General features: G+C 60.8%; 15 protein-coding genes. 4 read left to right on the top strand and 11 right to left on the bottom strand.

Annotated elements, in window-relative coordinates:
* Positions 1–449: 449 nt before the first annotated feature.
* Positions 450–1745: an aspartyl/asparaginyl beta-hydroxylase domain-containing protein gene (locus tag F8197_RS23880; RefSeq protein ID WP_152884090.1), complete on the top strand. Its 1296-nt coding sequence runs from the start codon at positions 450–452 to the stop codon at positions 1743–1745.
* 90 nt (positions 1746–1835) lie between these two features.
* Here the strand turns inward: F8197_RS23880 and F8197_RS23875 are convergent, their stop codons facing one another.
* Complete coding sequence (locus F8197_RS23875; protein WP_152884088.1) at positions 1836–4664, bottom strand: TonB-dependent receptor domain-containing protein; 2829 nt, start codon at positions 4662–4664, stop codon at positions 1836–1838.
* A gap of 1095 nt (positions 4665–5759) precedes the next feature.
* Here F8197_RS23875 and F8197_RS23870 point away from each other — a divergent pair.
* Complete coding sequence (locus F8197_RS23870) at positions 5760–7421, top strand: NAD(P)/FAD-dependent oxidoreductase (RefSeq protein ID WP_152884085.1); 1662 nt, start codon at positions 5760–5762, stop codon at positions 7419–7421.
* Here F8197_RS23870 and F8197_RS23865 read toward each other — a convergent pair.
* On the bottom strand, positions 7409–8791 hold the full coding sequence (locus tag F8197_RS23865) for a sensor histidine kinase (RefSeq protein WP_152884084.1): 1383 nt from the start codon (positions 8789–8791) through the stop codon (positions 7409–7411). The two genes, F8197_RS23870 and F8197_RS23865, sit on opposite strands and share 13 nt — an antisense overlap.
* Before the next feature lie 266 nt (positions 8792–9057).
* Between F8197_RS23865 and F8197_RS23860 the strand changes: the two genes are divergently transcribed.
* Positions 9058–11766: a TonB-dependent siderophore receptor gene (locus F8197_RS23860; protein ID WP_193333552.1), complete on the top strand. Its 2709-nt coding sequence runs from the start codon at positions 9058–9060 to the stop codon at positions 11764–11766.
* A gap of 66 nt (positions 11767–11832) precedes the next feature.
* Here the strand turns inward: F8197_RS23860 and corA are convergent, their stop codons facing one another.
* From corA to glnA, 5 genes are all read right to left on the bottom strand, one after another.
* Positions 11833–12801, bottom strand: coding sequence for a magnesium/cobalt transporter CorA (corA, locus tag F8197_RS23855; protein WP_056137498.1), 969 nt, complete (start codon positions 12799–12801; stop codon positions 11833–11835).
* Positions 12802–12892: 91 nt separating this feature from the next.
* Positions 12893–14413, bottom strand: coding sequence for a nitrogen regulation protein NR(I) (ntrC, locus tag F8197_RS23850; protein WP_152884080.1), 1521 nt, complete (start codon positions 14411–14413; stop codon positions 12893–12895).
* Between the two features lie 60 nt (positions 14414–14473).
* A complete protein-coding gene (gene glnL / locus F8197_RS23845) occupies positions 14474–15571 on the bottom strand; it encodes a nitrogen regulation protein NR(II) (protein WP_152884078.1) in 1098 nt (365 codons plus the stop codon).
* Positions 15572–15594: 23 nt separating this feature from the next.
* On the bottom strand, positions 15595–16107 hold the full coding sequence (locus tag F8197_RS23840; protein WP_152884076.1) for a DUF4124 domain-containing protein: 513 nt from the start codon (positions 16105–16107) through the stop codon (positions 15595–15597).
* 128 nt (positions 16108–16235) lie between these two features.
* Entirely contained in the window at positions 16236–17651 is a 1416-nt protein-coding gene (gene glnA, locus F8197_RS23835; RefSeq protein WP_019921580.1) for a type I glutamate--ammonia ligase, read from the bottom strand.
* A gap of 332 nt (positions 17652–17983) precedes the next feature.
* Between glnA and F8197_RS23830 the strand changes: the two genes are divergently transcribed.
* Positions 17984–18442 carry a rhodanese-like domain-containing protein gene (locus tag F8197_RS23830; protein ID WP_152884074.1) on the top strand — a complete coding sequence of 153 codons (459 nt, stop codon included), beginning with the start codon at positions 17984–17986 and terminating at the stop codon, positions 18440–18442.
* Here F8197_RS23830 and F8197_RS23825 read toward each other — a convergent pair whose 3' ends face one another.
* The 4 genes from F8197_RS23825 to F8197_RS23810 all read right to left on the bottom strand — a co-directional run bounded on the left by F8197_RS23825 (position 18443) and on the right by F8197_RS23810 (position 24929).
* The gene (locus F8197_RS23825) at positions 18443–19795 is read right to left on the bottom strand and encodes a TAXI family TRAP transporter solute-binding subunit (protein ID WP_152884072.1); all 1353 of its coding nucleotides are present in this window, start codon (positions 19793–19795) and stop codon (positions 18443–18445) included.
* 14 nt (positions 19796–19809) lie between these two features.
* Complete coding sequence (locus F8197_RS23820; RefSeq protein ID WP_152884070.1) at positions 19810–22986, bottom strand: transglycosylase domain-containing protein; 3177 nt, start codon at positions 22984–22986, stop codon at positions 19810–19812.
* Between the two features lie 303 nt (positions 22987–23289).
* A complete protein-coding gene (locus F8197_RS23815; protein WP_152884068.1) occupies positions 23290–24075 on the bottom strand; it encodes a molybdopterin-binding protein in 786 nt (261 codons plus the stop codon).
* Positions 24076–24089: 14 nt separating this feature from the next.
* The gene (locus F8197_RS23810; RefSeq protein WP_152884066.1) at positions 24090–24929 is read right to left on the bottom strand and encodes an EI24 domain-containing protein; all 840 of its coding nucleotides are present in this window, start codon (positions 24927–24929) and stop codon (positions 24090–24092) included.
* Positions 24930–25003: the final 74 nt, after the last annotated feature.

The raw sequence follows: 25003 nt of genomic DNA, 5'->3' as shown, positions 1-25003 counted from the left end.
GTTACATAAAACCACGCGGACTTGAATCATGTCAATTCTACGGAAGGAAACTATAGCGCTAAAACAACACATTAATTTCTCTAATGTTATTTTTCGCCATAGCTTATTCGGAAACGGTGCGAAAGATCACTGATTTAGTGCGCAAACGCCCTAGTTTGGTGCATAAATATATTTATTGCAACGCAGCACCAAATTTCCGCCAGCAGCCCGATCGAACCGCACCACCCCTGTGCATGGACGCCTTTGTGCGGATGCAGCAAAACTCGCCTGCACTTAAATTTGTATTTATATGTAACAGATAGGGCCATCGCTCCCGTGGCTGGCGAGATCCGCCGGAAATATTGCCGAACAGCACGCAATGTAACGGCAACGGGACGATTTATCGCTCGCATGAATCTTGCTGACAAGATCGGTATTTTCGTCAATAACCTGTCAGAAATGAGTCATCGATGCACATCCCCCGCTTGACGCACACTGAAATTGTCGCCCTGGAGGCTGCCGCCATCCAGGCTACCCAAAACGGCCAGGAAGAGGACGCAGCGCGCATCTGGTCGCGCATCCTGGAACTCGATCCAGGCCATGCGCCAGCCTTGTCGGCGCTGGGCAAACGCGCGTTCCGCTACCGCGATTACGACACGGCCCGCCTGGCGTTCGAACGCCTGGTGCGCACCAACCAAGATGATCCGCAAAGCTGGATCAGCCTGGCTCTGGCTTGCCAGGCACAAAAGGACGAGAATGCGGAGGAAACTGCGATCCACAATGCGCTGGTCGCCGATCCGCACAACATGGTGGCGCTGATCCTGCGCGCACAGTTGCTCGAGCGCCAGGGAAAAACCCACCAGTCCGCCACGGTATATGGCGCCGTCAAACAGGTGGCACCGCCGCTGGCCCAGCTCGAACCGGGACTGCGCAGCGCCGTCGAACATGCGGAACAATACGTCAGCAAATACCAGGACAGCTACGGCAAGTTCCTCGATCAGTTTCTCGCAGACCAGTACCAGCACCACCAGGGCGAAGACTTGCGCCGCTTTCGCGAATCGATCGATCTCATGGTCGGTCGCAAGCGCCGCTATGAATCCGAATCGATGGTCTATCACTACCCGGGCCTGTTGCCCCAGGCTTTTTTTGCGCGTGAAGACTTTCCCTGGCTTGACGCCATCGAAGCGGGAACCGACGCCATCCGCGAAGAGTTTCTGCAGGTACTCGCCGACGAACAGGACTTCGTACCTTACCTGACGTACCCTGATGATGTACCGCACCAGCAATTTGCCGAACTGAACAATTCACCGCGCTGGAGCGCCTATCATTTGATCGAAAATGGCCAGCCGGTGGCGGCGCATGCCGCCAAGTGTCCGCAGACCATGGCGCTGCTGGCGCAAGCGCCACAACCGGTGCAGCCGGGACGCACGCCGAGCGCCATGTTTTCCCTACTCAAACCGCAGACCCGCATTCCTGCCCACGTGGGCGTTTCCAATGTGCGGCTGGTGACTCACCTGCCACTGATCGTACCGCCCGACTGCGGCTTCCGCGTGGCAAACGATACGCGTCAGTGGGTGCCGGGCAAAGCCTGGGTTTTCGATGACACCATCCAGCACGAAGCCTGGAATGACAGCGAGCAGTTGCGCGTGGTACTGATCTTCGATGTCTGGCATCCTCATCTGTCGCCCGCTGAACGGGCAATGATCAGCGCCCTCAGCAGCGGCATCAGCAGCTTCCGCCAGCAGGACGGCGACTTCGCGCTGTAAGCACTTGGCACGCAATACGCAATACGCAATACGCAGCGGCAAAAAAAACGGCGAACCGTGAGGTTCGCCGTTTTGCTGAAGCCGGTCGCTTTAGAAGCGGGCGGTCAGGTTCATGAACAGCTTGCGACCCAGTGCGTCGTAGGTCGATGGGAAGGTGTTGCCGTTACCCTGGCCAACGCCGTATTTCGAGGTGATCGGCGGATCTTTGTCGAACAGGTTGTTGATACCGGCCATGACCGAGATCTGCTTGGTCACAGGGTAGCTGGCAGCCAGGTCGAAGTAGCTGGTCGCTGGCAGGCGGCGGTCCGAAGCGACAGCGCTGGTAGCGCCATCTTCCAGATCCACAGCCTTGAAGTAGCGCCAGGTCAGCGCAACGTCGGCCTTGAATGGCGAACCCCAGTTCAGACGCAGCTTGTGACGCCATTTCGGACGTGGCTGATCGCAATTGCCGTCGCCGTTGTACTTGCCGACGCAATCGTAGGCTGGTTCGCCCGGCAGTTCTTCCACTTCAAACTTGGTCAGCAGCGAGCCATTCAACATCAGGCTGAAGCGGCCATAGTCAGTAGCACGGAAGTCGTAGCTGGCGCCGACGTCCACGCCGGAAGTACGCATGCTACCAATATTGACGTTGGTACCGACGATCGATGCTTCAGGCAGCAGCCACAGGGTGCCCAGACGATCACGGGTGATTTGCGAGCAATACAGCGAGTTACCGGACTCGAGGCACTTGTTCAGCGTGGTTAACGGATTGACGTTGCTGATGGTGTCCTTGATCTTGATATCGAAGTAATCGAGCGTAACGGTCAGGTTACGCATCGGCGCAATCACCACACCGAAGGTGTTCGACTTGGCAGTTTCCGGTTTCAGGTTGGTGTTACCACCAGCGAGGTAGTTGTACTGACCGGCAGGGCTGTCCTGGATGTTGCCGTACTGGGCAGCAGTAACACCGGTGCGTGCGCACTCGGCCAGGCTGGCAGTCGGGCTGGCACCGGCACACGGGTCAGCGTCAGCGTTGAACAGGTTGTTACCGGCTGGCGAGTACAGTTCGTTGATGTTCGGTGCACGCACTGCCTTCTGGTGGGAAGCACGAACGCTCAGCATCGACGACGGTTGCCACATCAAGCCGGCACCATAGGTATTCGCCGTTACACCAGTGCTGAGGTCGGTATGACGGAACGACAGGTTGGTCGACAGCAGCTTGGCGAACGAACGGTCTTCCAGCAGTGGAATCTGGACTTCACCGAAGATATCCTTGACCACGTAGCGGCCTTTGACCGGGACAACCGGACCACCAGCGCCGTCGAGGTCGAAGTTGGCCGACGGTGCATCCGGGTTCAGTTCCAGCGATTCAACGCGACGTTCAACACCGAACGACACGCCTACACCGCTTTTTGCACCAGGCACTTTGATGCCATAGTCACCCAGGTCGGCAGCCAGCGTACCGCTCTGGATCTGCTGCGCGGTGTGACCATAGGTCTGCCCAGGGGTCTGGATGTAAGCCAGTTGTTCCGGAGTCACGGCGCCCAGCGTCCATGGGTTGTAAGGGACGCAATTCGGATCGGAGCCATCCACGACCGAGCGGCAGGTGGCTACGCCATTGACGTTGACCACGTCCAGCGCCTTGGCGCCGCGCTCTTTCGAGAAATAGTTTTCCGAGCTGCCTGCATAACGCACTTTCGAGGTTTGCGCGTACACGTCGTAGTTCCACTTGCCAACCGTGCCTTTGGCGCCGAACATCATGCGGTACGAGGTATTGTTGAACAGTGCAACGCGGCCGCCGCCTTCAACGTTACGACGCTGTACCACCACGTCGGTTTCGTCGCCAGGTGCGAACAGGCTGAATGCGTTTTTCATTGCCGGCGACAGCATCGGGTTATCGTAACGGAGCGTGTAGATATTGCCGAAGATACCGCCAGGAGCGATCTGCGCGTCGGTGGTGTTATCGTGGAAAGAGAAATTGCTGTACACGCGAATCTTGTCATTCACGTCGAAGCGGGCCGAAGCCGACACGCCATAACGCTCGCTTGGGCGTTGCAGGTGATTGATCGGGCCGTAGTTATAGGCATCGTTGGCGGTGTAAGCGCGCGGATCGCCGTTGGCGGTGGCCGTATAGATCGCGTTGGTCTTGGTATTGACGAAACGACCGGTAGCATTGGTACCAGAGCCGCCGCAACCATAGCCGGCTGCCGAAGCGGTCAGCGCGCACGAGGTAAAGTCACGCTCGGATTGCAGCAGCGCATCGTCTTTCTTGTAGCTGAAGAATACGGTGGCATTACCTTTGCCTTCAGCAAAGTTACCACCGATCAACAAGGATGCATCTTTCGAGCGGCCATCGAAGCTCTTGTTGCCTGGACGTTGGAACTGCGCGGGATTGCCCACCGAGCGGCTCTGGACCAGGTCACCGATGCCATGGGGATTGTTTTGCTGGTGGTTGTAACCACTGCCATTCAACTCGACCTGCACGCCTTCGAAGTTGTCAATCATGATGAAGTTGACCACGCCCGAAACCGCATCGGCGCCGTACACGGCGCCAGCGCCACCGGACATCACGTCCACGCGTTTGATCAGCGCGGCAGGGATCTGGTTCAAGTCGGCAGCGGTCGAGCCTGGCGAGCCAGCAGGCAGGCGGCGACCATCGACCAGCACAAGGGTACGGTTCTCGCCAAGGCCGCGCAAGTCAACCGTGGCAGTACCGGACGCGCCATTGACCACGTTGCCGGACTGGGCTGCAAACACCTGCGGCAGATTGTTCAGCAGGCTCTCGACGTTACGCACGCCATCGAGCTTGATGTCTTTGGAGCCCAGCGACACCATCGGACTGATGCTTTCGGTGTTGAGGGTCGGAATACGCGATCCGGTCACCTCAACTTTTTGCAGCGCTTCCGGCGCCGCTTCCTGCGCGTGGGCAACAACCTGCATACCCAACGCCATACCGCCGAGACACATCAAACGGATCGAGCGAGACAGTACTGTTTCCTTGATCATTATAGTTAATTCCCTTGTGTGTTTATAAGACGATTAGTGCAGCTTTTAAATGATGCTTTATCCGTCTTTTATTAATAACAGCCGAATTACCTGGATAAGGTTAATCGACCGCAATTTGCCCTTTCAATACAGCCAAAACTTTGGAAGAAGCCGAACTGCATCATTAATGAAATAGTTTCGGCCCTTCCTTCTTTCATAACAACATGCGCGATCATTTGCTGTCAATCACGACGAAAAGGGTGGGTCGCGTGCGGGGGCTCATGTCACTTTCATTTTGCACCGGGATGGTGCGATGCAAAAAGTTTCCATTAGGAATCAAAATAATTATCTAATGAGAAACAATGTCATCTGTATCAAATTCACAACAATTGCACGTTGATCATCGATTGCGCTCAGAAATTGAAAAAGAAAACAATGTAATGCCAATGTGAATGTTGAAATAAAACAACGAAAATATGGGAACAAGTAACTTTCCTGAGGCAAGGTCACGGCTCATGGGGCACTGCCCAAAATTCCCCTTTCGTCAAGAAAAAGCTGTGCAATATTGGGGTGGAACAGGCAATACGGTGTCTAAAATATCCCTCTGGCGCCAAAAGCCATGACACCATTCACTACGAGGTTGCGCGACGTTTTTCCACCGAAAACACGCGGAACGCGCCGTTGTAGGGAGAATCTTATGAACACACCAAAACGGTGCAAGTCGTGTTTTAACAACAAGTTGGTAGATAACCACAGTTAAAAGTTGTCTATTTACAATTTTTAACTGTGCGTGTCAGACCTTGTCACGCTGGCGAATCGCCGGGTGAATCACACGCGCTCCACCGAGCGCTTGTTTTATAACACTGATGCTGGGCAGTGCTTTTTATTCGTTCCACGCATTTGCGCTGCCGTTGTTGTTACCATGCCAGGGATGGGAAGCGCTAAGCAATTTTGGTAAAATGGCGGCCTTGCCTGGTAACGCAGCGTGAATAGCGCGCCGCCTTGCCTACCATCCATGGCGCCTAAACAGCGCCCCGACAGGAATTCCTCATGCTGCGTCTCAACGAAGTCAAACTCCCCCTGAACCATGCCGAAGCCGAGCTGTCTGCGGCCATCCTGGCGCGCCTTGATATCGGCGCCGACGACCTGCTCGGTTTTACCGTATTCAAACGCAGTTACGATGCCCGTAAAAAATCGGCGATCGTGCTGATTTACTCGCTAGATATCGACGTGCGTAATGAAGCGGCCGTGCTCCAGCGCATCCGCCATGACCGCCACGACATCCACCTGATGCCCTCGCCTGACATGGCGTACAAGTTTGTGGCCGACGGCGCGCAACTGGCCGCCCACCCGGACTTCCAGCGCCCGGTAGTGATCGGCATCGGCCCGTGCGGTCTGCTGACGGCACTGCTGCTGGCGCAAATGGGCTTGCGTCCCATCATTCTCGAGCGCGGCAAGGTCGTACGCGAGCGTACCGTGGACACCTTCGGATTCTGGCGCCAGCGCAAGCTCAACCCCGAGTCGAACGTGCAGTTCGGCGAAGGCGGCGCCGGCACCTTCTCGGACGGCAAGCTGTACAGCCAGATCAAGGATCCCAAGCATTACGGCCGCAAGGTGCTCACCGAGTTCGTCAAGGCCGGCGCGCCCGAGGAAATCGTCTATGTGAGCAAGCCGCACATCGGCACCTTCCGCCTGGTCAAGATGGTGGAATCGATGCGCGAGAATATCGAGGCGCTGGGCGGCGAATACCGCTTCGACAGCAAGGTCACCGACATCGATATCGAAGAAACAGCCAATGGCCGCCAGGTGCGCGCCGTGATGCTGGAAAGCGGCGAGAAGATCGTCACCGATCACGTGGTGCTGGCGATCGGCCACAGCGCACGCGACACCTTCCAGATGCTGTACGACCGTGGTGTCTATATAGAAGCGAAACCGTTTTCGATCGGCTTCCGGGTCGAACACCCGCAATCGCTGATCGATACCTGCCGCTTCGGCCCCAACGCCGGCCACCCGATCCTCGGTGCGGCCGACTACAAGCTGGTGCACCACGCGTCGAATGGCCGCGCCGTGTACAGCTTCTGCATGTGCCCGGGCGGTACGGTGGTCGCAGCCGCGTCCGAGCCGGGCCGGTTGGTCACCAACGGCATGAGCCAATACTCGCGCAACGAGCGAAACGCCAACAGCGCCATTGTGGTCAGCATTTCGCCCGAGGTGGACTACCCGGGCCATCCGCTGGCCGGGATGGAATTCCAGCGCCGGCTCGAAGAAAAGGCCTTCGAGCTCGGTGGCGGCACGTATGACGCGCCGGGCCAGCTGATGGGCGACTTCGTGGCCGGCCGCGCCTCGACCGAGTTCGGCAGCGTAACGCCGTCGTACAAGCCGGCGGTGCACCTCACCGACCTGGCGCAGATCCTGCCCGAGTACGCGGTCACGGCCCTGCGCGAAGCGTTCCCCGCATTCGACAAGCAGTTGAAAGGCTATTTCCGCCACGACGCGGTACTGACCGGCCTGGAGACGCGCACGTCGTCGCCGATCCGCATCAAGCGCCGCGACGACACCCTGCAAAGCCTCAACACGGCAGGCCTGTTCCCGGCCGGCGAAGGCGCCGGTTACGCGGGCGGCATCCTGTCGGCTGGCGTCGATGGCATCAAGGTGGCGGAGGCGGTGGCGCTGTCGATGGCGGCCGCGCAGGCCAAGGCTCAGAGCGCCTGACGGGTCACGTGCTCCTGGTCACGTACCGGCAGCCGCAGCTTGATGCGGCAGCCGGGCCCCTCGGTGGCCACGGCCACGTGACCGCCCATCTGGTGCATGATGGTATAAACGATATGCATGCCCAGGCCTGAGCCGCCCTGCCCGCGCTTGGTCGTAAAAAACGGCTCGAACAGGCGCTCGCGCACCTCGCGCGTGAGTCCGGCGCCGTTGTCGGCAAACTCCAGCAGCAACCACCGCACACCGTGCTCCAGCACCATGTCGCCGTGCAGCTCGATCTTGCCGGGCCCGCCATCGGGGTAGCCGTGCTTGACCGAATTCATCAGCAAGTTCGACAGCACCTGCGACCAGCGCCCGGCATCGAGTCGCAAGCACAACCCTGCCGGCACCATGACCTCTGCCTCGATGCCGACCTTGCGCAAGGCGGGTCCATGCGCCGACACCAGCCCCAGTGCATGCTCACGCACATCGAATTCCACCACGTGATCGCTGCCCTGGTCCACCGCCAGTTGCTTGAAATTGCCGATCAGGTCGGCAGCGCGCGCCAAGTTACGCTCAATCAGCTGGGCGGCGTCGCGCAGGCGCTCGGCGGTGGCCACCAGCGCCGAACGGGTGACCCGTTCGCTGGTCACACACCGCACCAACTCGTCGGCATAACTGCTCAGGCTGGACGACGCGGTAACTGCCACGCCAATCGGCGTATTGACCTCGTGCGCCACCCCGGCCACCAGCGCGCCCAGCGCCGCCATCTTTTCCTGCTCGACCAGAATCGCTTGCGCCGCCAGCAGGGCGTCGGTGCGCTGCCTGACCTTTTGTTCGAGTAATTGCTCGCGCTCCTGGTGCTGCAACTCGGCCGCGCAGCGGGTGGCAAAGATCGACAGCAGCGACAGCGCCAGCAGGCGCTTGTCCTCGGACATCGGCCGGGTATCGATGGCCGACAGGATGCCCAGCGTAAAGCCTTCGGTATCGATCATCGGCATGCCGATATAGCTGTCGGCGCCCATGTCCACCAGCAGCGTGTCGTGCGGATAATCGGCCTGGATGCCGCTGGCATGGAAGCACATGCTCTGGTCGGTCACGTCCTGGCACGGCGTGTTGCGCAGGCTGTATTCCATATTGGGCAGGTAATCGTCGCCGCCCCACACGGCCAGGGTGCGGATGCCTTCCGCACCGTCGGCCAGAGCCGACACGCGGCCGGCGATCACGTAATGGACGTCAAGCGCGCGCGCCAGGTCGCGCACCATCAGGCGCAGGAAGTCGTCGCCGCGTGCGCGCGCCGTGGACGCGGTGATCGCGCGCAGTGCGGCTTCCGTCAGCACGCGACCGCCTTCGGCGCCATACAGTCCCTGTTCGGGCCCGCCATTGTTGCTCATCACATCCCCTGTCGATCACTGATCATTCGTTGCTACCACGGATTAGCTATAAATTTTCAAAATAAATGTTTTTTTGTGTAAATTAATCGGTTTTTTTTGTAATTAGTGCCAAAAGTGTTGTTTATTTCAATGTTGTTACAGTGTGTGCATTGACCCCTCCGGAGGCGAATGGTCTCATAAGCGCCCTGAGTAATTTACTTATAAATTATTCAGGATAAGACGTTTATTCAGATAAAAGCTAGCTTTCGGGAGTTGTAACAATGATCATGGAAAAAGTAATGGCGCGTTCGCTGCGCTTGGTGTTTGCTGGCAGCGCCGCATTGGTATTGGCCCAACCAGCCTTGGCACAGCAGGCGGATGCGCCGGTTCAGCGCGTGGAAATCACCGGTTCGGCCATCAAGCGTATCGATGCGGAAACCGCTGTGCCAGTCACCGTGCTGCGCATGGACGACCTCAAGAAGGAAGGCATCACGACCGTCGAACAGGTCATGGCCAACCTGAGCGTATCGCAGTCGAGCCAGGGCACGAGCCAGTCGGTCGGTTCCAGCACCGGCGGTGCATCGTTTGCCGACCTGCGCGGTATTGGCGCCAACAAGACCTTGGTCCTGCTGAACGGTCGTCGCCTAGCCAACAACGCCTTCGACAGCTCGGCACCCGACCTGAACATGATCCCCTTCGCGGCCATCGAACGCGTCGAAGTCCTGCGTGATGGCGCCTCGTCGCTGTACGGTTCCGACGCGGTTGGTGGCGTGATCAACTTCATCACCAAAAAAGATTACCGTGGCGGCACCGTCACGGTGGGCGCGGACTCGAGCCAGCACGGCGGCGGTTCGTCCAACAACGCCAACTTCGGCTTCGGCTTTGGCGACCTGAACAACGACGGCTACAACATCTTCGCGATGGTGGACCACCAGGAACAGCACGCCCTGAGCGGCACCAACCGCGACTACAACAAGCGCTATGCAGGCGGCCTGTCCGGCTCGACCAGCCCGGCCAACTACTACCAGGGTGACGACAGCGCCAATCCGGCCGGTCCGAACTGCACCACCGGCACCTTCCTGATCCCTGACGGCTCGGGCGGCTGCCTGATGACCACGTCATCGTTCGTGGACTACGTCCCAAAGTCGAAGCGCACCACCGGCCTGATCAAGGGTACCCTGAAGATCAACGAGAACCATGAGTTGGGCGTGGAAGTGCTGTCCACCGAAAGCAAGATCGCCACCAAGATCGCACCGGTACCGTTCGGCGGCCTGTACATCAACCGCCTACGTCCGAATGGCACGCTGAACCCGTACTACCCGGGCAATGGCGCCACCGCCGATGCACTGGGCCTGAGCCCAACCTACACCGACAGCGACGGCGATGCCACCGCAGGCGTGAACCCAGGCTTCGTGCATGCCAAGTGGCGCGACCTGTTCCATGGTCCGCGCTCCGAAGAAAGCATCAACAAGCAACAACGTGCAGTGATCTCGCTCGCTGGCGTGGTCGCTGGCTGGGATTACCAGACCGCGCTGACCTACAACGAAAACAAGGTCAAGCAAAACCAGACCGGCTACAGCGATGGCGGCATCGTCTCGCAAGGTGTACTCGACGGCGTGATCAACGTCTTCGGCGACCAGGACGCCGCTGGCACCGCACTGCTCAACAGCGCCACCCTGGCCGGCACCATCCAGAACGCCAAAGGCATCAACAAGGGCGCCGACTTCAAGGCCAGCCGCGAAGTCGGCGACTGGTTCAAGACCGGCAACCAGTCTGCCCTGGCGTTGGGCGCCCAGTACGAACACCAGGAGTTCAGCAGCAAGGTCAACACCCCTTACGCTGAAAAAGTGGTGGCATCGACCGGTATCGATCCGAATGGCTTCAGCGCCGGCAAGCGCACTGTGACCGCGTTCTTCTCGGAACTGAACGTGCCGCTGCTCAAAACCCTGGACGTGACCGCGGCCGTACGCTACGACAAGTACAGCGACTTCGGCCACACTACCAATCCGAAGTTCGGCTTCCGCTTCCAGCCAACCAAGGCCCTGCTGTTCCGTGGTTCTTACTCGAAGGGCTTCCGTGCACCGTCGCTGTATGAGCTGTACGCACAGGACGCGTACACCAACTCGGCGAACACGCTCAACGATCCGATCAACTGCCCTGGTGGTACCAATATTCCAGGCAAGTCGGCAGCAGCGAACTGCAAGCAGCAGTTCCAGGTCCTCAACGGTGGTAACCGTAACCTGAGCCCTGAGCGTTCGAAAACCGGTACCGTAGGTGTGGTGTTCGAGCCGGTCAACAACCTGACCCTGAGCGTTGACTACTGGAACATTCGCCTGTCGCAGCAGATCGATACGCTGAAAGACTTCGACGTGCTGGGCGATCCGGTCACGTTCGCTTCGGTGTACCACCGTAATTCGCAGGGCAACCTGTCGACCGACGGTTCGCAGTGCCCTAACCCGGCCACCTGCGGCTACATCGACCTGCACAACCTGAACCTGGGCGACGTCAACACCAACGGCCTGGACCTGGCAGCGAACTACCGCCTGCGCACCAGCGCTTACGGTAACTTCACCTTTGCGATGAACAGCACCTGGGTACACAAGTACGAGTACCAGAACTTCATCGGCGGCAACTTCAACAACAGGCTCGGCGCATTCTCTGGCGACGGTGTGATCTTCCGCTGGCAGAACACGCTGAACATGGCCTGGAGCAAGGACAAGTTCGGCGCCGGCCTGACCGCCCGCTACAAATCGGGCTATCAGGACCAGATCACCGAAGACTTCGGCGTGAATCACGTGCCGTCGTACACCACCTTCGACGGCTACGGTTCGTGGCAAGTGCTCAAGGGCCTGACCCTGACCGCCGGTGTGCGCAACATCTTCGACCGCGATCCACCGCTGTCGTACCAGTCGGGCACCTTCCAGGCTGGCTACGATCCGCGCTACGCCGATCCGATGGGCCGTACGTTCTACGCACGCGGTACCTACAACTTCTAATCAGTTAGATAGTTGAAAAAAATCCCCGGGTTTTGCGACCCGGGGATTTTTTTATTGAGACAGCGGTTACAACCACCCTGCCCGCTTGAACCGTCGGTGCAATATCCAGCACACGAAAATCATGATGGACAGCGCCATCGGATAACCATACTTCCACTCCAGCTCGGGCATGAACTTGAAATTCATCCCCCACACACCGGCAAACGCGGTAACGATGGCGAAAATCGCCGCCCACGCCGCCAGGCGCTTGTTCACTTCGCTCTCTTCGATTGCCGTCATCGACAGGTTGACCTGGATCGCGGTGGCGATGGTGTCGCGGATGGTGTCGAGCGCGGCGCTGATGCGGTGCAGGTGGTCGTGGACGTCGCGGAAATAATCCTGGGTGTCCAGGCACATCGATGGCACGCGGCCGCCGTACAGGCGCCCTACCGCTTCCATCATCGGCACCACGGCGTGGCGCACGGTGGTCACTTTTCCCTTGAGTTCATACAGGCGCTCGATGTTGTCGCGCTGCTTGCCCTGGCTGAAGATCAGTTCTTCGATCTTTTCCAGCTCGGTCTCCAGCATTTCCAGCACCGGGAAATAACGGTCGACAATCGCATCCATCAGCGCATACAGCACGAAGGCCGGGCCCTTGCGCAACATGTGCGGCTCGCGCTCGGCGCGCGCCCGCACGCCCAAGAAACCCTTGGTACTCTGGCCGTCGCGCGAGGACAGCACGTAGTTCTGGCCGACGAAAATATCGACCTCGCCCAGCACCACGTCGCCATCGCGGCATTCGACGGTTTTTACCACCACGAACAACGAGTCGCCGTATTCCTCGATCTTGGGGCGCTGGTGGCCGCGGCTGGCGTCTTCCACCGCCAGTTCGTGCAGGCCGAATTCATGCTGCATGGTCGTGAGTTCTTCAGGGGTAGCCTCGTGCAGCGCCACCCAGACGAAGGTCTCGGGCTTCTCCATGTAATCACTGATTTCTTCGACCGGGATATCGGCCAGTTTTTGCCCATCCTCGTAGGCGACACAATTAAGCAGCATACACATTCCATAAAAAAATAAAGCCCCTGGCTTTGCAGCCAAGAGCTTACCTGAAACTTGTACAACGGTACTGCCGGCAATGAATGTGGCGTCAGTCGTCCTTGGCGCCGTCGATGCCCAGTTCGGCGATCTTGCGGGTGATGGTGTTGCGGCCGATGCCCAGGCGTACCGCCGCGTCGTTCTTGCGGCCGTGGGTGTGCTTGAGCGCTGTGCGGATCAGGGCCGACTCGAACTGCCGCCCCAGTACCGCCATCACTTCCTGCTGACCACCGCTGAGCATGGACGCAGCCTGCATTTCCAGCAGATTCAACCAGGCTTCCGGCGTGGCCGGCGCAGCCGAGGCCTGGGCCGACGCCGGCGCGTCGTGCGTGGCGATCGGCATCACGGTGCCGTGGTGCTGGACCGCGCTATAGCCTTCCGTCAGCGACGACTGTCCGCCGCTGCCGCCGGCGGCCGGCTGCTCCTGTGTCAGCTCCAGCGGCAAGTCCTTGACCTCGACGGTCTGGCCCGGCGCCATCACGGTGATCCAGTTGCACAGGTTTTCCAGCTGGCGCACATTGCCCGGCAACTCCAGGCCGCACAGGAAGGTCAACGCGGCATCGCTCATGCGTTTTGCTTCCACGCCCAGCTGCTTGGCGCTCTGCACCAGGAAGTGGCGCACCAAAATGGGGATGTCTTCGCGCCGTTCCCTCAAACTGGGCAGGCGCAGGCGGATCACGTTGAGGCGGTGGTACAAGTCTTCGCGGAACAGGCCTTCGCGCACGCGCTGTTCGAGGTTCTGGTGGGTGGCGGTAATGACGCGCACATTGGCCTTGATCGGCTGGTGGCCGCCGACGCGGTAGAAATGGCCGTCGGACAGTACGCGCAGCAAGCGGGTTTGCAGGTCGAACGGCATGTCGCCGATCTCATCCAAAAACAGGGTGCCGTTCTCGGCCTGCTCGAAGCGGCCGCGCCGGGTGGTCTGGGCGCCGGTAAAGGCGCCGCGTTCATGGCCGAACAATTCGGATTCCAGCAAGTCTTTCGGGATCGCCGCCGTGTTCAGGGCGATGAACGGTTGCGCCGCCCGTGGGCTGTGCTTGTGCAGCGCGCGCGCCACCAGTTCTTTACCGGAACCCGATTCACCGGTGATGAGTACCGTGACATTCGATTGCGACAGGCGGCCGATGGCGCGGAAGACTTCCTGCATCGCCGGCGCCTGGCCGAGGATCTCCGGGGTTTCCGCCGGGCCCGATTCGACACTGGTCTCGCGCAGGCTCTCGTCGAGCGCACGGCGTATCAGTTCGACGGCCTTGTCGATGTCGAACGGCTTGGCCAGGTATTCGAAGGCGCCGCCCTGGAAGGCCGCCACTGCCGAATCGAGGTCGGAAAACGCCGTGATGATGATGACCGGCAGGCCGGGGAAGCGTGACTTCACCAGTTGCAGCAGGTCGAGGCCGGAATCGCCCGGCATGCGGATGTCGGACACCAGCACTTGCGGCGTCTCGACTTCGAGCGCGGCGATGGCATCGCGCGCATTGGCAAAACTCTTCGTGGCCAGGTTCTCCCGGGCCAGCGCTTTTTCCAGTACCCAGCGGATCGATTCGTCGTCGTCTACTATCCAGATTGGCTTCATGTGTTGTGTATTTCCCGCGTGGATCGTCTATCGAGGGAAGTCGCACCTGTCTGCCAACACTTATGGCAATGGCAGCAGGATGCGGAAATCCGTGTATCCAGGCCGGCTGTCGCATTCGATCACGCCCATGTGCTGTTGCACGAAGGTTTGCGCCAATGTCAGTCCCAATCCGCTGCCGCCTTCCCTGCCCGACACCAGCGGGTAGAAAATACGGTCACGGATCTGGGGTGCGATGCCCGGCCCATTGTCGATGATATGCAAGTCTAATGCCAGCCCGTACCGTACCTTGGCCAGCGTCACCTGGCGCGCCACCCGGGTCTTCAAAATAATCTGAGCTGTCCCCTCTTCCATCTGCGCGGCCAGCGCTTGCGCGGCGTTATGGGCGATGTTCAGAACGGTCTGGATCAGCTGCTCCTTGTCGCCCCGGAACTCGGGAATCGACGCGTCGTAATCGCGCAAAATCGTCAGACCGGACGGGAACTCGGCCAGCATCAAGCTGCGCACGCGTTCGAGCACTTCGTGGATGTTGACGTCGCCCACGATGTGCGGACGGCGGTGCGGCGCCAGCAGGCGGTCCACCAGCGTTTGCAGGCGGTCCGCTTCCTTGATGATCACCTGCGTGTATTCGCGCAGTTGCACCGCGTGCAGCGCCGGCAGTTCCATCTCCAGCAGCTGCGCGGCGCCACGGATGCCGCCGAGCGGGTTCTTGATTTCGTGCGCCAGGTTGCGGATCAGTTCCTTGTTCACCTGGCTCTGGTCGAGGATGCGTTCCTCGCGGTCGAGTTTTAAATGCTGCAAGTGCTCGCGCAGCTCGATCAGGATGTGGCCGGCCGGTTCGTCGAGCGCCGAGACGATGCTGTGCACGTGCAGCGGATCGCGGCCCGCGCGCTCGAGCGTGAGATCCTGGCGCAGGTCGGAGAACTTGTGTTCGCGCGCCTGGGCGCAGATGTGGTCGAGCTCGTCGGGATTGATGAACTGGGCGCTGAGCTTTTGGCGCGATAAAGCTTTAAGCGAACTGGCCAGCAGATTTTCCGCCGCCGCGTTGGCGTAGGCGATATGGCCGTCGGCATCGAGCATGACGACCGCGGAGGCCAGCAATTCCAGGCCGGCCAGCATGGCCGGGCGTGCAGGGTGATTCAGTGCGTTGACAGGGCTCATCGGGGACTCATGGGAAAAGCAGGTTAGCGGATATTGGCGATTTCACGTTTCAGGGCTTCGACGTTTTTTTCGGCGCGGCCCACGCTGTCGCGCAGCGTGGCCGTGCGTTCCTGGTACTTGGCATAGTTGCGCTCGTCGCCGCGCCGTTCGGGCGTGCCGTTGTTGTATTCAAGGCGCAACTCGGCCAGTTTTTGCTGCTCGCTTTTGAGCTCGTCTTCGAGGATGGCGCGGCGGTCGGCATCGCGCGCGCGCTGCTCGGCATTGTCCACGCGCGGAAACGCTGCGGGCGCCGTGGCAACAGCTGCGGGCTGCCCCGCCGGCGTGGGCGACCGCGCCGGCGCAGCCCGCCGTGGCGGCGCGGCGATCACCGTGCCCGGCAAGTCCATCGCCGTGCAGTAGTTGCCGCGCTTGATATCCGTGTACTCGACGCTGCCGCCTGGCGGCGTGCACTTGTAGATCACGCCCTGGGCGGCAGCCGTCGCGCTCACCAGCGCCAGCATGCAAGCCAACGCGCCGCGTTGCAAACTCAAAATCATTCGTCATTCCGTGGATGGGTGGGTCCACGCGACTATACAACACCCCAAACAAAAACGCGGGGAAAGCCTTCGCCTTCCCCGCGTTTTTATGACTGGCGCCGGACCGGCCGGCGCCTGGCAGACTGCAATTACAGCGAGTAGTACATGTCGAACTCTGCAGGGTGGGTCGTCATGCGCATGCGCTGAACGTCCTGCATTTTCAGTTCGATGTAGGCATCGATCATCGAGTCGGAGAACACGCCGCCACGGGTCAGGAATTCGCGGTCCTTGTCCAGGTTTTCCAGTGCTTCTTCCAGCGAAGCGCACACGGTCGGGATCAGTGCGTCTTCTTCTGGCGGCAGGTGGTACAGGTCTTTCGACGCTGCTTCGCCCGGGTGGATCTTGTTCTGGATACCGTCCAGGCCAGCCATCAGCAGCGCGGCAAAGCACAGGTACACGTTGGCCAGTGGATCCGGGAAACGGGTCTCGATACGACGGCCTTTTGGATTGGCCACGTGCGGGATACGGATCGATGCCGAGCGGTTTTTAGCCGAGTACGCCAGCTTGACCGGCGCTTCGAAACCTGGCACCAGGCGCTTGTACGAGTTGGTGCCTGGATTGGTGATCGCGTTCAGTGCCTTGGCGTGCTTGATGATGCCGCCGATGTAGAACAGCGCGGTATCGGACAGGCCGGCATAGCCGTCGCCAGCGAACAGGTTGACGCCGTCTTTCCAGATCGACTGGTGCACGTGCATGCCCGAACCGTTGTCGCCAACGATAGGTTTTGGCATGAAGGTCGCGGTTTTGCCGTAGCTGTGGGCCACGTTCCAGACCACGTATTTCAGGTTCTGGGTCCAGTCGGCGCGCTCGACCAGGGTCGAGAACTTGGTGCCGATTTCGTTCTGGCCAGCGCCAGCCACTTCGTGGTGGTGCACTTCGACCGGGATGCCCAGCGATTCGAGGATCAGGCACATTTCCGAACGCATGTCCTGGAAGCTGTCCACTGGAGGAACCGGGAAGTAGCCGCCCTTGACGGTTGGACGATGGCCGCTGTTGCCACCTTCGATTTTTTCGCCGGTGGTCCACGACGCTTCGTCGGAGTCGATCTTGACGAAGCAACCCGACATGTCGATTTTCCAGCGGACGCTGTCGAAGATGAAGAATTCTGGCTCGGGACCGAAGTAGGCGGTATCGCCCAGGCCCGACGATTTCAGGTAGGCTTCAGCGCGCTTGGCGATGGAGCGTGGGTCGCGGTCGTAGCCTTTGCCGTCGGCAGGCTCGATCACGTCGCATTGCATGAACAGCGTGGTCTCTTCCATGAAGGGATCGATGTTCGCGGTGTTTGGATCAGGCATCAGGATCATGTCCGATGCTTCAATACCCTTCCAGCCGGCGATCGAGGAACCGTCGAATGCGTGACCCGATTCGAACTTGTCGATGTCGAAGTGCGACACTGGCACGGTAACGTGCTGTTCTTTACCACGGGTATCAGCGAAACGGAAATCAACGAATTTCACTTCGTTTTCCTGGACCATTTTCAGAACTTCTGCGGCTGTCATTGCCATGCGTCTCTCCTAAGATAATTTGCGGAACTGGTGCACCTACACTAAGCAGTATCCATGCCAGCCGATTCGCCCCTGCGATTGCATAACAATCTCATAAGGTTATGTTGATAGCGTCCTTGAACTTGCCGCCAAGTGCGTCCAAAATTGGGCGCACGATGGCACAGCTCAAATTTGATGACGATCAAGGCAGCACCATCGCGGTGCATTTTCAGAAAACCGCACTGAATTTGTGCAATTTTGGAATTTCTCGTGAAAATGCCTCGTTTTGGTGCGCACCGTCTTCGGCCACACAGGACGCTTATAATAATCTGAAACCCCTACTGGAACATGACATGAGCAAAATTGATGAGATTCTGGCGACGGCGCGCGGCCGCAACAAGGACTGGGCCTACGCTGGCGCGGTCACGCCCGAGGAAGCGTTCGAGCTGCTGGGGCTCGACAATGCCGTCAAGCTGGTGGACGTGCGCACCAACGCGGAGCGCGACTGGGTGGGCCGTGTGAAAATCCCCGAGGCCCAACATGGTGCGGTGCAGTGGACAACTTACCCGGGTGGCAATGCCAACCACGAATTTATCGAGCAATTGAACTCGGTGGCGCGCAAGGACCAGGTGTTGCTGTTCCTGTGCCGCTCCGGCGTGCGCTCGCGTGGTGCAGCCAAATTGGCATCCGAGCATGGCTACCAGCACTGCTTCGATATCCTGGAAGGGTTCGAGGGCGAGAAGGATGAGCATACCCATCGCAAGAACTTGAACGGGTGGTGCAAAGCCGGTCTGCCATGGACCGGGGCTTAATTAAACAGGAACCGCCTCCGCCCCTTCCGCCATCAGGAACTGGATCCGCTTGCGCACGAACTGTATGTGGGAGCGCAAGCCATACAGGCCGTCGGCAAACGACAGCGGGATCGAGATCTGGTTGACCAGCTCCTCGATCTCGTCCAGGCGCCGCAGCTGCTCTTCGTACACCTGCATGCGCGCCCCTTCCGGCGCTTCTTCCACCTTCTGCTCCACCGTGCGCAGCTGTCCATACCACTTGTACACGCGCGAACGGATGCGCCACACGTACAGCGGCGGCACGATCTTCGATAGCGGCAGGATCAGCGCGCTCAGCGCCAGCATCACCACCCACATGCGGTCGAGGAAGTTGGCGGCCCAGAACGGCATATACCGTTGCAGCAGCGGCGGCCCGTTCTTGTAGAACTTGGCCGCCTCGGCATCGACCGGAATCTCGGTGTACTTGGCCGACGGGAACTGCCCCTGCTGCTGGAACCAGCCGGCGCCGTTGTGGATGCTGCTGGCGCCCTGCACGAACAGGTCGATCAGCGCCGGATGCATATCCTCGCGCGCCACCAGCGTGGCGGTCGGCGCGATCAGGCTGTACTCGCGTGCCGGAATGTCGCGACCGAGATCGACGATGCCCTGCGGCAGCGTCACATGCGTGAGGAACGGCAGCTTGCGCGCATAAGCCTCGGCCTGGGTAAAGTCGAACAACTGGATGCCCGGCGTTTGCAGCAGCATCTGGATCAGCGGCGCTTCCGGCGCGGAAGTAAAGACCAGGCCGTCGATGCGCCCTTCCAGCAACTCCACCACGGCTGGCGTGTTGGCCAGCGAGAGGCGCTGGACGTCGCCCGTTTCCAGGCCGTTCAATTCCAGTACCTGGTGCAGCAGGCGCGGCGCGCCGGCGCCCTTGGGGCCGAAATTGATCTTCATGCCGCGCAGCTGGCTCAGCTGGGTGATCGGTTTTTTATCTTTCGGTTCGCGCAGGAACAGCCACAGCGGTTCGACGAACAGGCTGCCCAGCGAGGTCAGCTCCTCGCGGTCGGCCGTTTCTTCATTGGTGCTGCCGCTTTGCACGAAGGCGATATCGACCTTGCCGTCGCGCAGGTTGTGCAAATTCTCTCCGGACCCGGCCGACGGCACCAGCGTGACCGTGACGCCGTGCTTGGCCAGCATGGCCGCGTATTTCTTGCCGAATTCCTCGTAGGCGCTGTTTTCCTGGCCGGTACCGAGCCGCACCGTGCGCGGCGGCGCCGGATCGACCAGCCAGTAAGCGAGCAGGCACACGCCGACGATCAGCAGCACTGTGGGCAAGGTGGACGCGAACAAGTCACGCAAGGAGAACTGCGTGAACTTGAGGATTTTGGACATGTGGTGGCGCAACATCAGCCACCGCAGGCCCGCAGTGGCGCTGCCGCCACCGGTTTGGGCTGGGTGGCCGCCACTTCCGGCGCCGTGCCCGGCACCACCGGCGGTACCACCGCCGGCTTGACGACCGGGTGCGGATCGATCAACGGCATCAGGTGCGGCGCCAGCACCACCAGCAATTGCACCGGCAGCGCGCTGGTGAAGTCGTAGTTTTTCGACTCCGGCCCGTGCACATACGCGGTCATGCTGCCAAAGAAGCGCTCGCCGATATTGAACACGAACGTCGCCGACCGGTTCACATAGCGCGACTCGATCAGGCGTCCGCCGCCGCCATACACGTCGAAACGCTGGTCGCCGGTCCCGGTCTTGCCGCCCACCGGCAGCAGGGTGCCGTCCGAGGTCGTGAATGCCCCCCGCGCGCGCTTGGCGGTACCGTCCGACACCACGCCCCGGATCGCTTCGGCCACCACCTGCGCCACTTCCGGCGCCAGCACCTGCTCGTTATTGACTGGCTTGGCGCGGGTGACGGTGGTGTCATACGGCGTGTTCTTGGCGAAGTGCAAAGTCGTCACGCGCTGACTGGTCTTGCGCACGCCGCCGTTGACGATGATGCCCATCAGCTCGGCCAGCGCGGCCGGGCGGTCGGCCGAGGCGCCCAGCGTGGTCGCGTACGACGGCACCAGCGAATCGAACGGATAACCCATCTTCTTCCACTGCTTGTGCACTTCCATGAAACCTTCGACTTCCAGCAGGCCGGCGATGCGGCGATCCTGGGCGTGCTTGCGCTTGGTTTTCAGCAGCCACTGGTACACGTCCTGGCGTTCCTTCTCGCTGGCCGCGTTCATTTGCGTCAGGGTTGCGCCCGGATTGGCGTGCAGGTAAGCCACCATCCACAGTTCCAGCGGATGCACGCTGGCCAGGTAGCCGCGATCGGCCAGCGACCACTGGTCGATGGCGTACTGGTCGTACAGCTTGGCGACCTTCTCGTCCGACACCTCGTTTTGCGACGACAGGTTGGCGCGCAGGAACGACGCGAACTCCTGCTGGCTCGCCTTCGGATACACGGTGCGGTGGATCACGGCCAGGCGCACCGGCGTGCGGCGCAGGTTGGCCAGCATGATGTTGTCGAACTCGGAAACCGGCTTGCCCTTGTACTTGGCCCAGAAGCGCGCCAGGAACTCCTTGCCTTCCTTGTCCGCAAAGCGCGCCAGGTACTGGGCGCGGCGCGGATCGTCGGCGTCGGCCAGCAACGAGGCGGACGAGCCCGGCGTCTGGAACATGTAGAACTTGGCGACGTCGCGCATCAGGCGCACGAACACCAGGTTGGTCGAGCGGCGCAGCGCCTCGGTCACGGTCAGGATTTTGCCGTTGTCTTCCTTGGAGAAGTTGCCGAAGTAATGCAGGCCGCCGCCGGTGAAGAAGCCCTCGCCCGGGTTGCCCGAATACTTGCGCTCCATCGCCGCGTGCAGCATGGGCGTCAATGCCCGCGCCTCGCCGCCCACCGGCAAGCCCTTGAAGTAATCGAGCGCCCACAGCGACAGCTTGTCCTGCGGATCGACTACCACCTTGCCCAGCTCGCCCGCACTCATGCCCGCGTATTTCTTGTGCAGCTGGTCCATGATGTCGAGATAGCTGACCAGTGTGCGCAGTTTGGCCGTCGAACCCAGGTCGAGCTTGGCGCCTTCGTTGATGTCGAGCGGCTGGTCGTAGTTGTCGGTTTGCAGGCGCAGGAAGTTGGTGTCCTTGCCCTTTTCCAGCAAGGTAAAGCTGTACACCACGTTGGCCGGGTCGCCATTGCCCAGCATGCCCTTGCCGGTCAGGCCGGCAGCCTTGGCGCGCTCGGGGTCGCGCAAGTCGTTCAGCACTTGCGTGACGGCCGTTTGCGCCTGCGCATCCAGCGTGCTGGTCACGTCCAGGTCCAGGCGGTCGAGGTTGTACATCCGGTTGTCGCCCAGCAGGTTGGCCAGGTGGTTGCGGATGGCGTTGGTGGCCTTGCGCGAGACGAACGTCATCGGCGGCGCCGCTTGCAGGCCGTTGCCCTTGGCCGGGTGCAGTTTTTGTTTCAGGGCCATGTCGCGCATGGCCGCCGTGATCACACCGTCCTTGGCCAGGATGCGCAGGTGGGCATCGGCCAGCTGGTCGAGGTCTTCGGCGCCATCACCGAGGTAGTAGCTGGGACGGCGCTGCGCGATCATCAGGCTCAGCGCTTCCTTGTACACCAGCGCGGTATCGGCATCGGGTTTTTCCAGGTCGCGCGCCATGATGCGGTTGAACTCGTCGAAACCACGGCCATACCACACCCACATGCCATCGCCGACGCCGTTGACTTCGCCGTAGCCGGGCTTGGCCGACAGCGGCACCGTGTTCAGGTACTCGATGACGATGCGGCGGCGCGCACGGGTGGTGTCCGGGCCGTCCTGGTACGAGCGCAGGCTGGCCGAGATCATCTGCTGCAGCTTGTCGGTCATCGAGCCGGTGCGCCCTTCCGGCGAATGGCGGTATTTTTCGATTTGCGTGGCCAGCGTGCTGCCGCCGGCGGCGCGGTGGCCGGCGCCCAGCGCGCTCATGCTTTTCTCGAGCACGGCCTTGGCCAGCCGGTCCCATTCCACGGCCGGGTTGCGTTTCGGGTAGGTATTGTCGAGCAGTTCGCGGTTTTCGATGTACAGCAGGGAGCTGATCAGCGCCATCGGCGCCTGCTCGAACTTGCCGTAGATGCGTTCCGGGTAGGCGGTGGCGTACAGCTGCTGGGCGCGGCAATCGTAAATCGTCAGGCCGGTCTTGGTTTTCTCGTGGTACACCGGGAAGATGCCGCGCTCGGCCAGTTCCAGCATCTTGGGCGACATGCGCGACTGCGCGCCGACCTTGTATTCGCGCTCGCTCAGGCGGCCGATATAGTCAGGCAGGTTCGAGTAGCCAAGCCGCTCGTCGTACGGGCTGTCGTGCGGGAACCGGATCGACTTGCTCAGGCCCGGCTGCACCTTCCAGGTCATCTTGCCGGCCAGGTCAGTGAAAATGCGCGCCTGCATGGCGGACGTGCGGCTTTCCTGCACGCCGAGGTACAAGGCAAACGAGGCGCCGACCAGCAGCACGAGGATGAAGGCGTTGCGCGTGCGCTTGCTCTTCTTGGGTGGTTCGGACGGTGGCGCGTCAGGCTGCGCCGGCGCGAGATGCGCTTCGGAATCTTCTATGGGCATGGGGGGAACGACTTGAAGGTGACGCTTGCGTCGAAATCCCAGGACTGCCGCGCCTGCGCGCAATTTGCGCGCTGCACGCACCAGGGGCCGGCGGTAACGACGATTGCTTAACATATGAGACAAACCGGTCAGCTGTTCAGTAAAGACTGCTAGTCACCATTGCACCACAAGGCGACGGTACAGACCGGTGCGTTCGCAGAATAATTGCTTTACGGTGCGCATTTTCGCAAAAAAACAACGACGGCGACAACACCGATACGCCGCCAGGGAGAGACATCCGCCGCTGCATGGGCAGCGTTTGCTTTACTGCGCCGCGAACTCCACGCCCAGGCGCGTCAACTCGTCGCGCAATTGCTGGAACGCTTCGAGCGTCTGCGCCGGTTCGCCCTTCACGCCCAACTCGATATGGCGGCGCGTGGTGGCGTCGCCCACGCTCGGCAGGCTGAACACTTTTACGCGCGCATACTGTTCTTCGAGCGCCACCATCAGCGGCGTCAGCGACGACTCGGCGGCCTCGTACACCAGCACCGACTGTTCCAGGTGCGGTTCGCGGTTGAACAGGTTGGCATACTTGTTGTCTAACACCCATTCGATCATGGGCCAGGCCATGACCGGGAAGCCCGGCACAAAATAATGCTGGTGCAGCGAGAAGCCGGCGATGTTGTTGTACGGGTTGGGGATCAGGTCCGCGCCTTCGGCAAACTCGGCCATTTTCAGGCGGTGCAGATTTTCCGGCGAATTCAAATCGGCCGGCTGGCCGGCCTCCTCTCCCATTTGCAGGATGCGCTGCTCGATGTTGCGCTTGCCCTGTTCGTGCAGCACCAGCGGCAAACCCAGCGCGTTGGCAGCAGCCTGGCGCGTGTGGTCGTCCGGCGTGGCGCCGATGCCGCCGCAGCAGAACACGATGTCGCCGGTGGCAAACGTGCGTTGTAATGTCGCGACGATGCGCGCCGGCTCGTCGCCGAGGATGTCGGCCCAGTCGAGTTTCAGGCCACGCGCGGCCAGCAACTGCACCACCTTGGAAAAGTGCTGATCGACGCGCCTGCCGGACAGGATTTCGTCGCCGATGATGATAAGTCCGATCGCCATAAGATCCCGCTTTCTCAGAGTTCAATCGGGGTGGGGTCGTCCACTGCCGGCGCGGATACAAGCCGGGCGCGCATGCGCGCCAGCGCTTCCATGCAATAGTAGGCAAACCACAACCCGGTAAAGATAAATACCAGCACGTACAGCCAGATCGATGCAGCGGCCAGGAACGGGAAGAATACCACCGCCATCACGCCACCGAGCCAGATCGCGCCGGGCAAGGCGCCGGCCGCGCCGGACACCATGCCGATCACCAGCAAGCGCCAGCGGTGTTCGGCCAGGATGGCGCGCCGCTCCTCGGCGCTGGCGTAGTCGGCCAGCACGTCGTACACCATTACGCGGCAGGTCAGCCAGCCCCACAGCATCGCCTGCACCAGCACGGCCAGCGGCGGAAATACGTACAACGGCAAGGTCAGCAGCCACAGGCCGATAAATATCAGCATGCCGCCCACGGCCGTTCCCACGCTGCCGATCAGGCTGCCGCCGTGGCGCTGCTCGAGCTGCGGATAATGGCGCAGGCCCACGTGGCGGCATATCACCGGCATGGCGATCAGCCCGATAAAAATCAGCGCGGTCATGATCATCAGCGGCAACAGCAGCAGCATCGAGATCAGCGGCACCACCACGGCTGTCAGCGTGCCCAGCCCGAGCGAGCGCAGCCAGCTGGTGCTGGTGGTGAACAGGTTATGTTCCGCGAACAGTCCGTGCATGGCGTCGATCAGCGGTTGCAGGCCGAAGTACAGCAACACCGCCCACACGCCCACGGCCAGCAGGAACGGCGCCAGGCTCATCGCCAGCAACTTGCCGTGCCATTGCGACAGGAAAGCGCGCCCCCAGGCGCGTAACACGTTACTCATGGGCACCTCGAAAAACCGTCGCGAACGGCAGCAGTGTTGGTCGAGAAGCGCAGCTGTGCTGGAGCACAGCGAGC

Origin of the sequence: Duganella sp. FT27W (genome assembly GCF_009295655.1) — a bacterium.
GTDB lineage: Bacteria > Pseudomonadota > Gammaproteobacteria > Burkholderiales > Burkholderiaceae_D > Rugamonas > Rugamonas zoogloeoides.
Note: the sequence above shows the minus strand (reverse complement) of the source record. Positions and strands in the feature narration are given on the sequence as shown.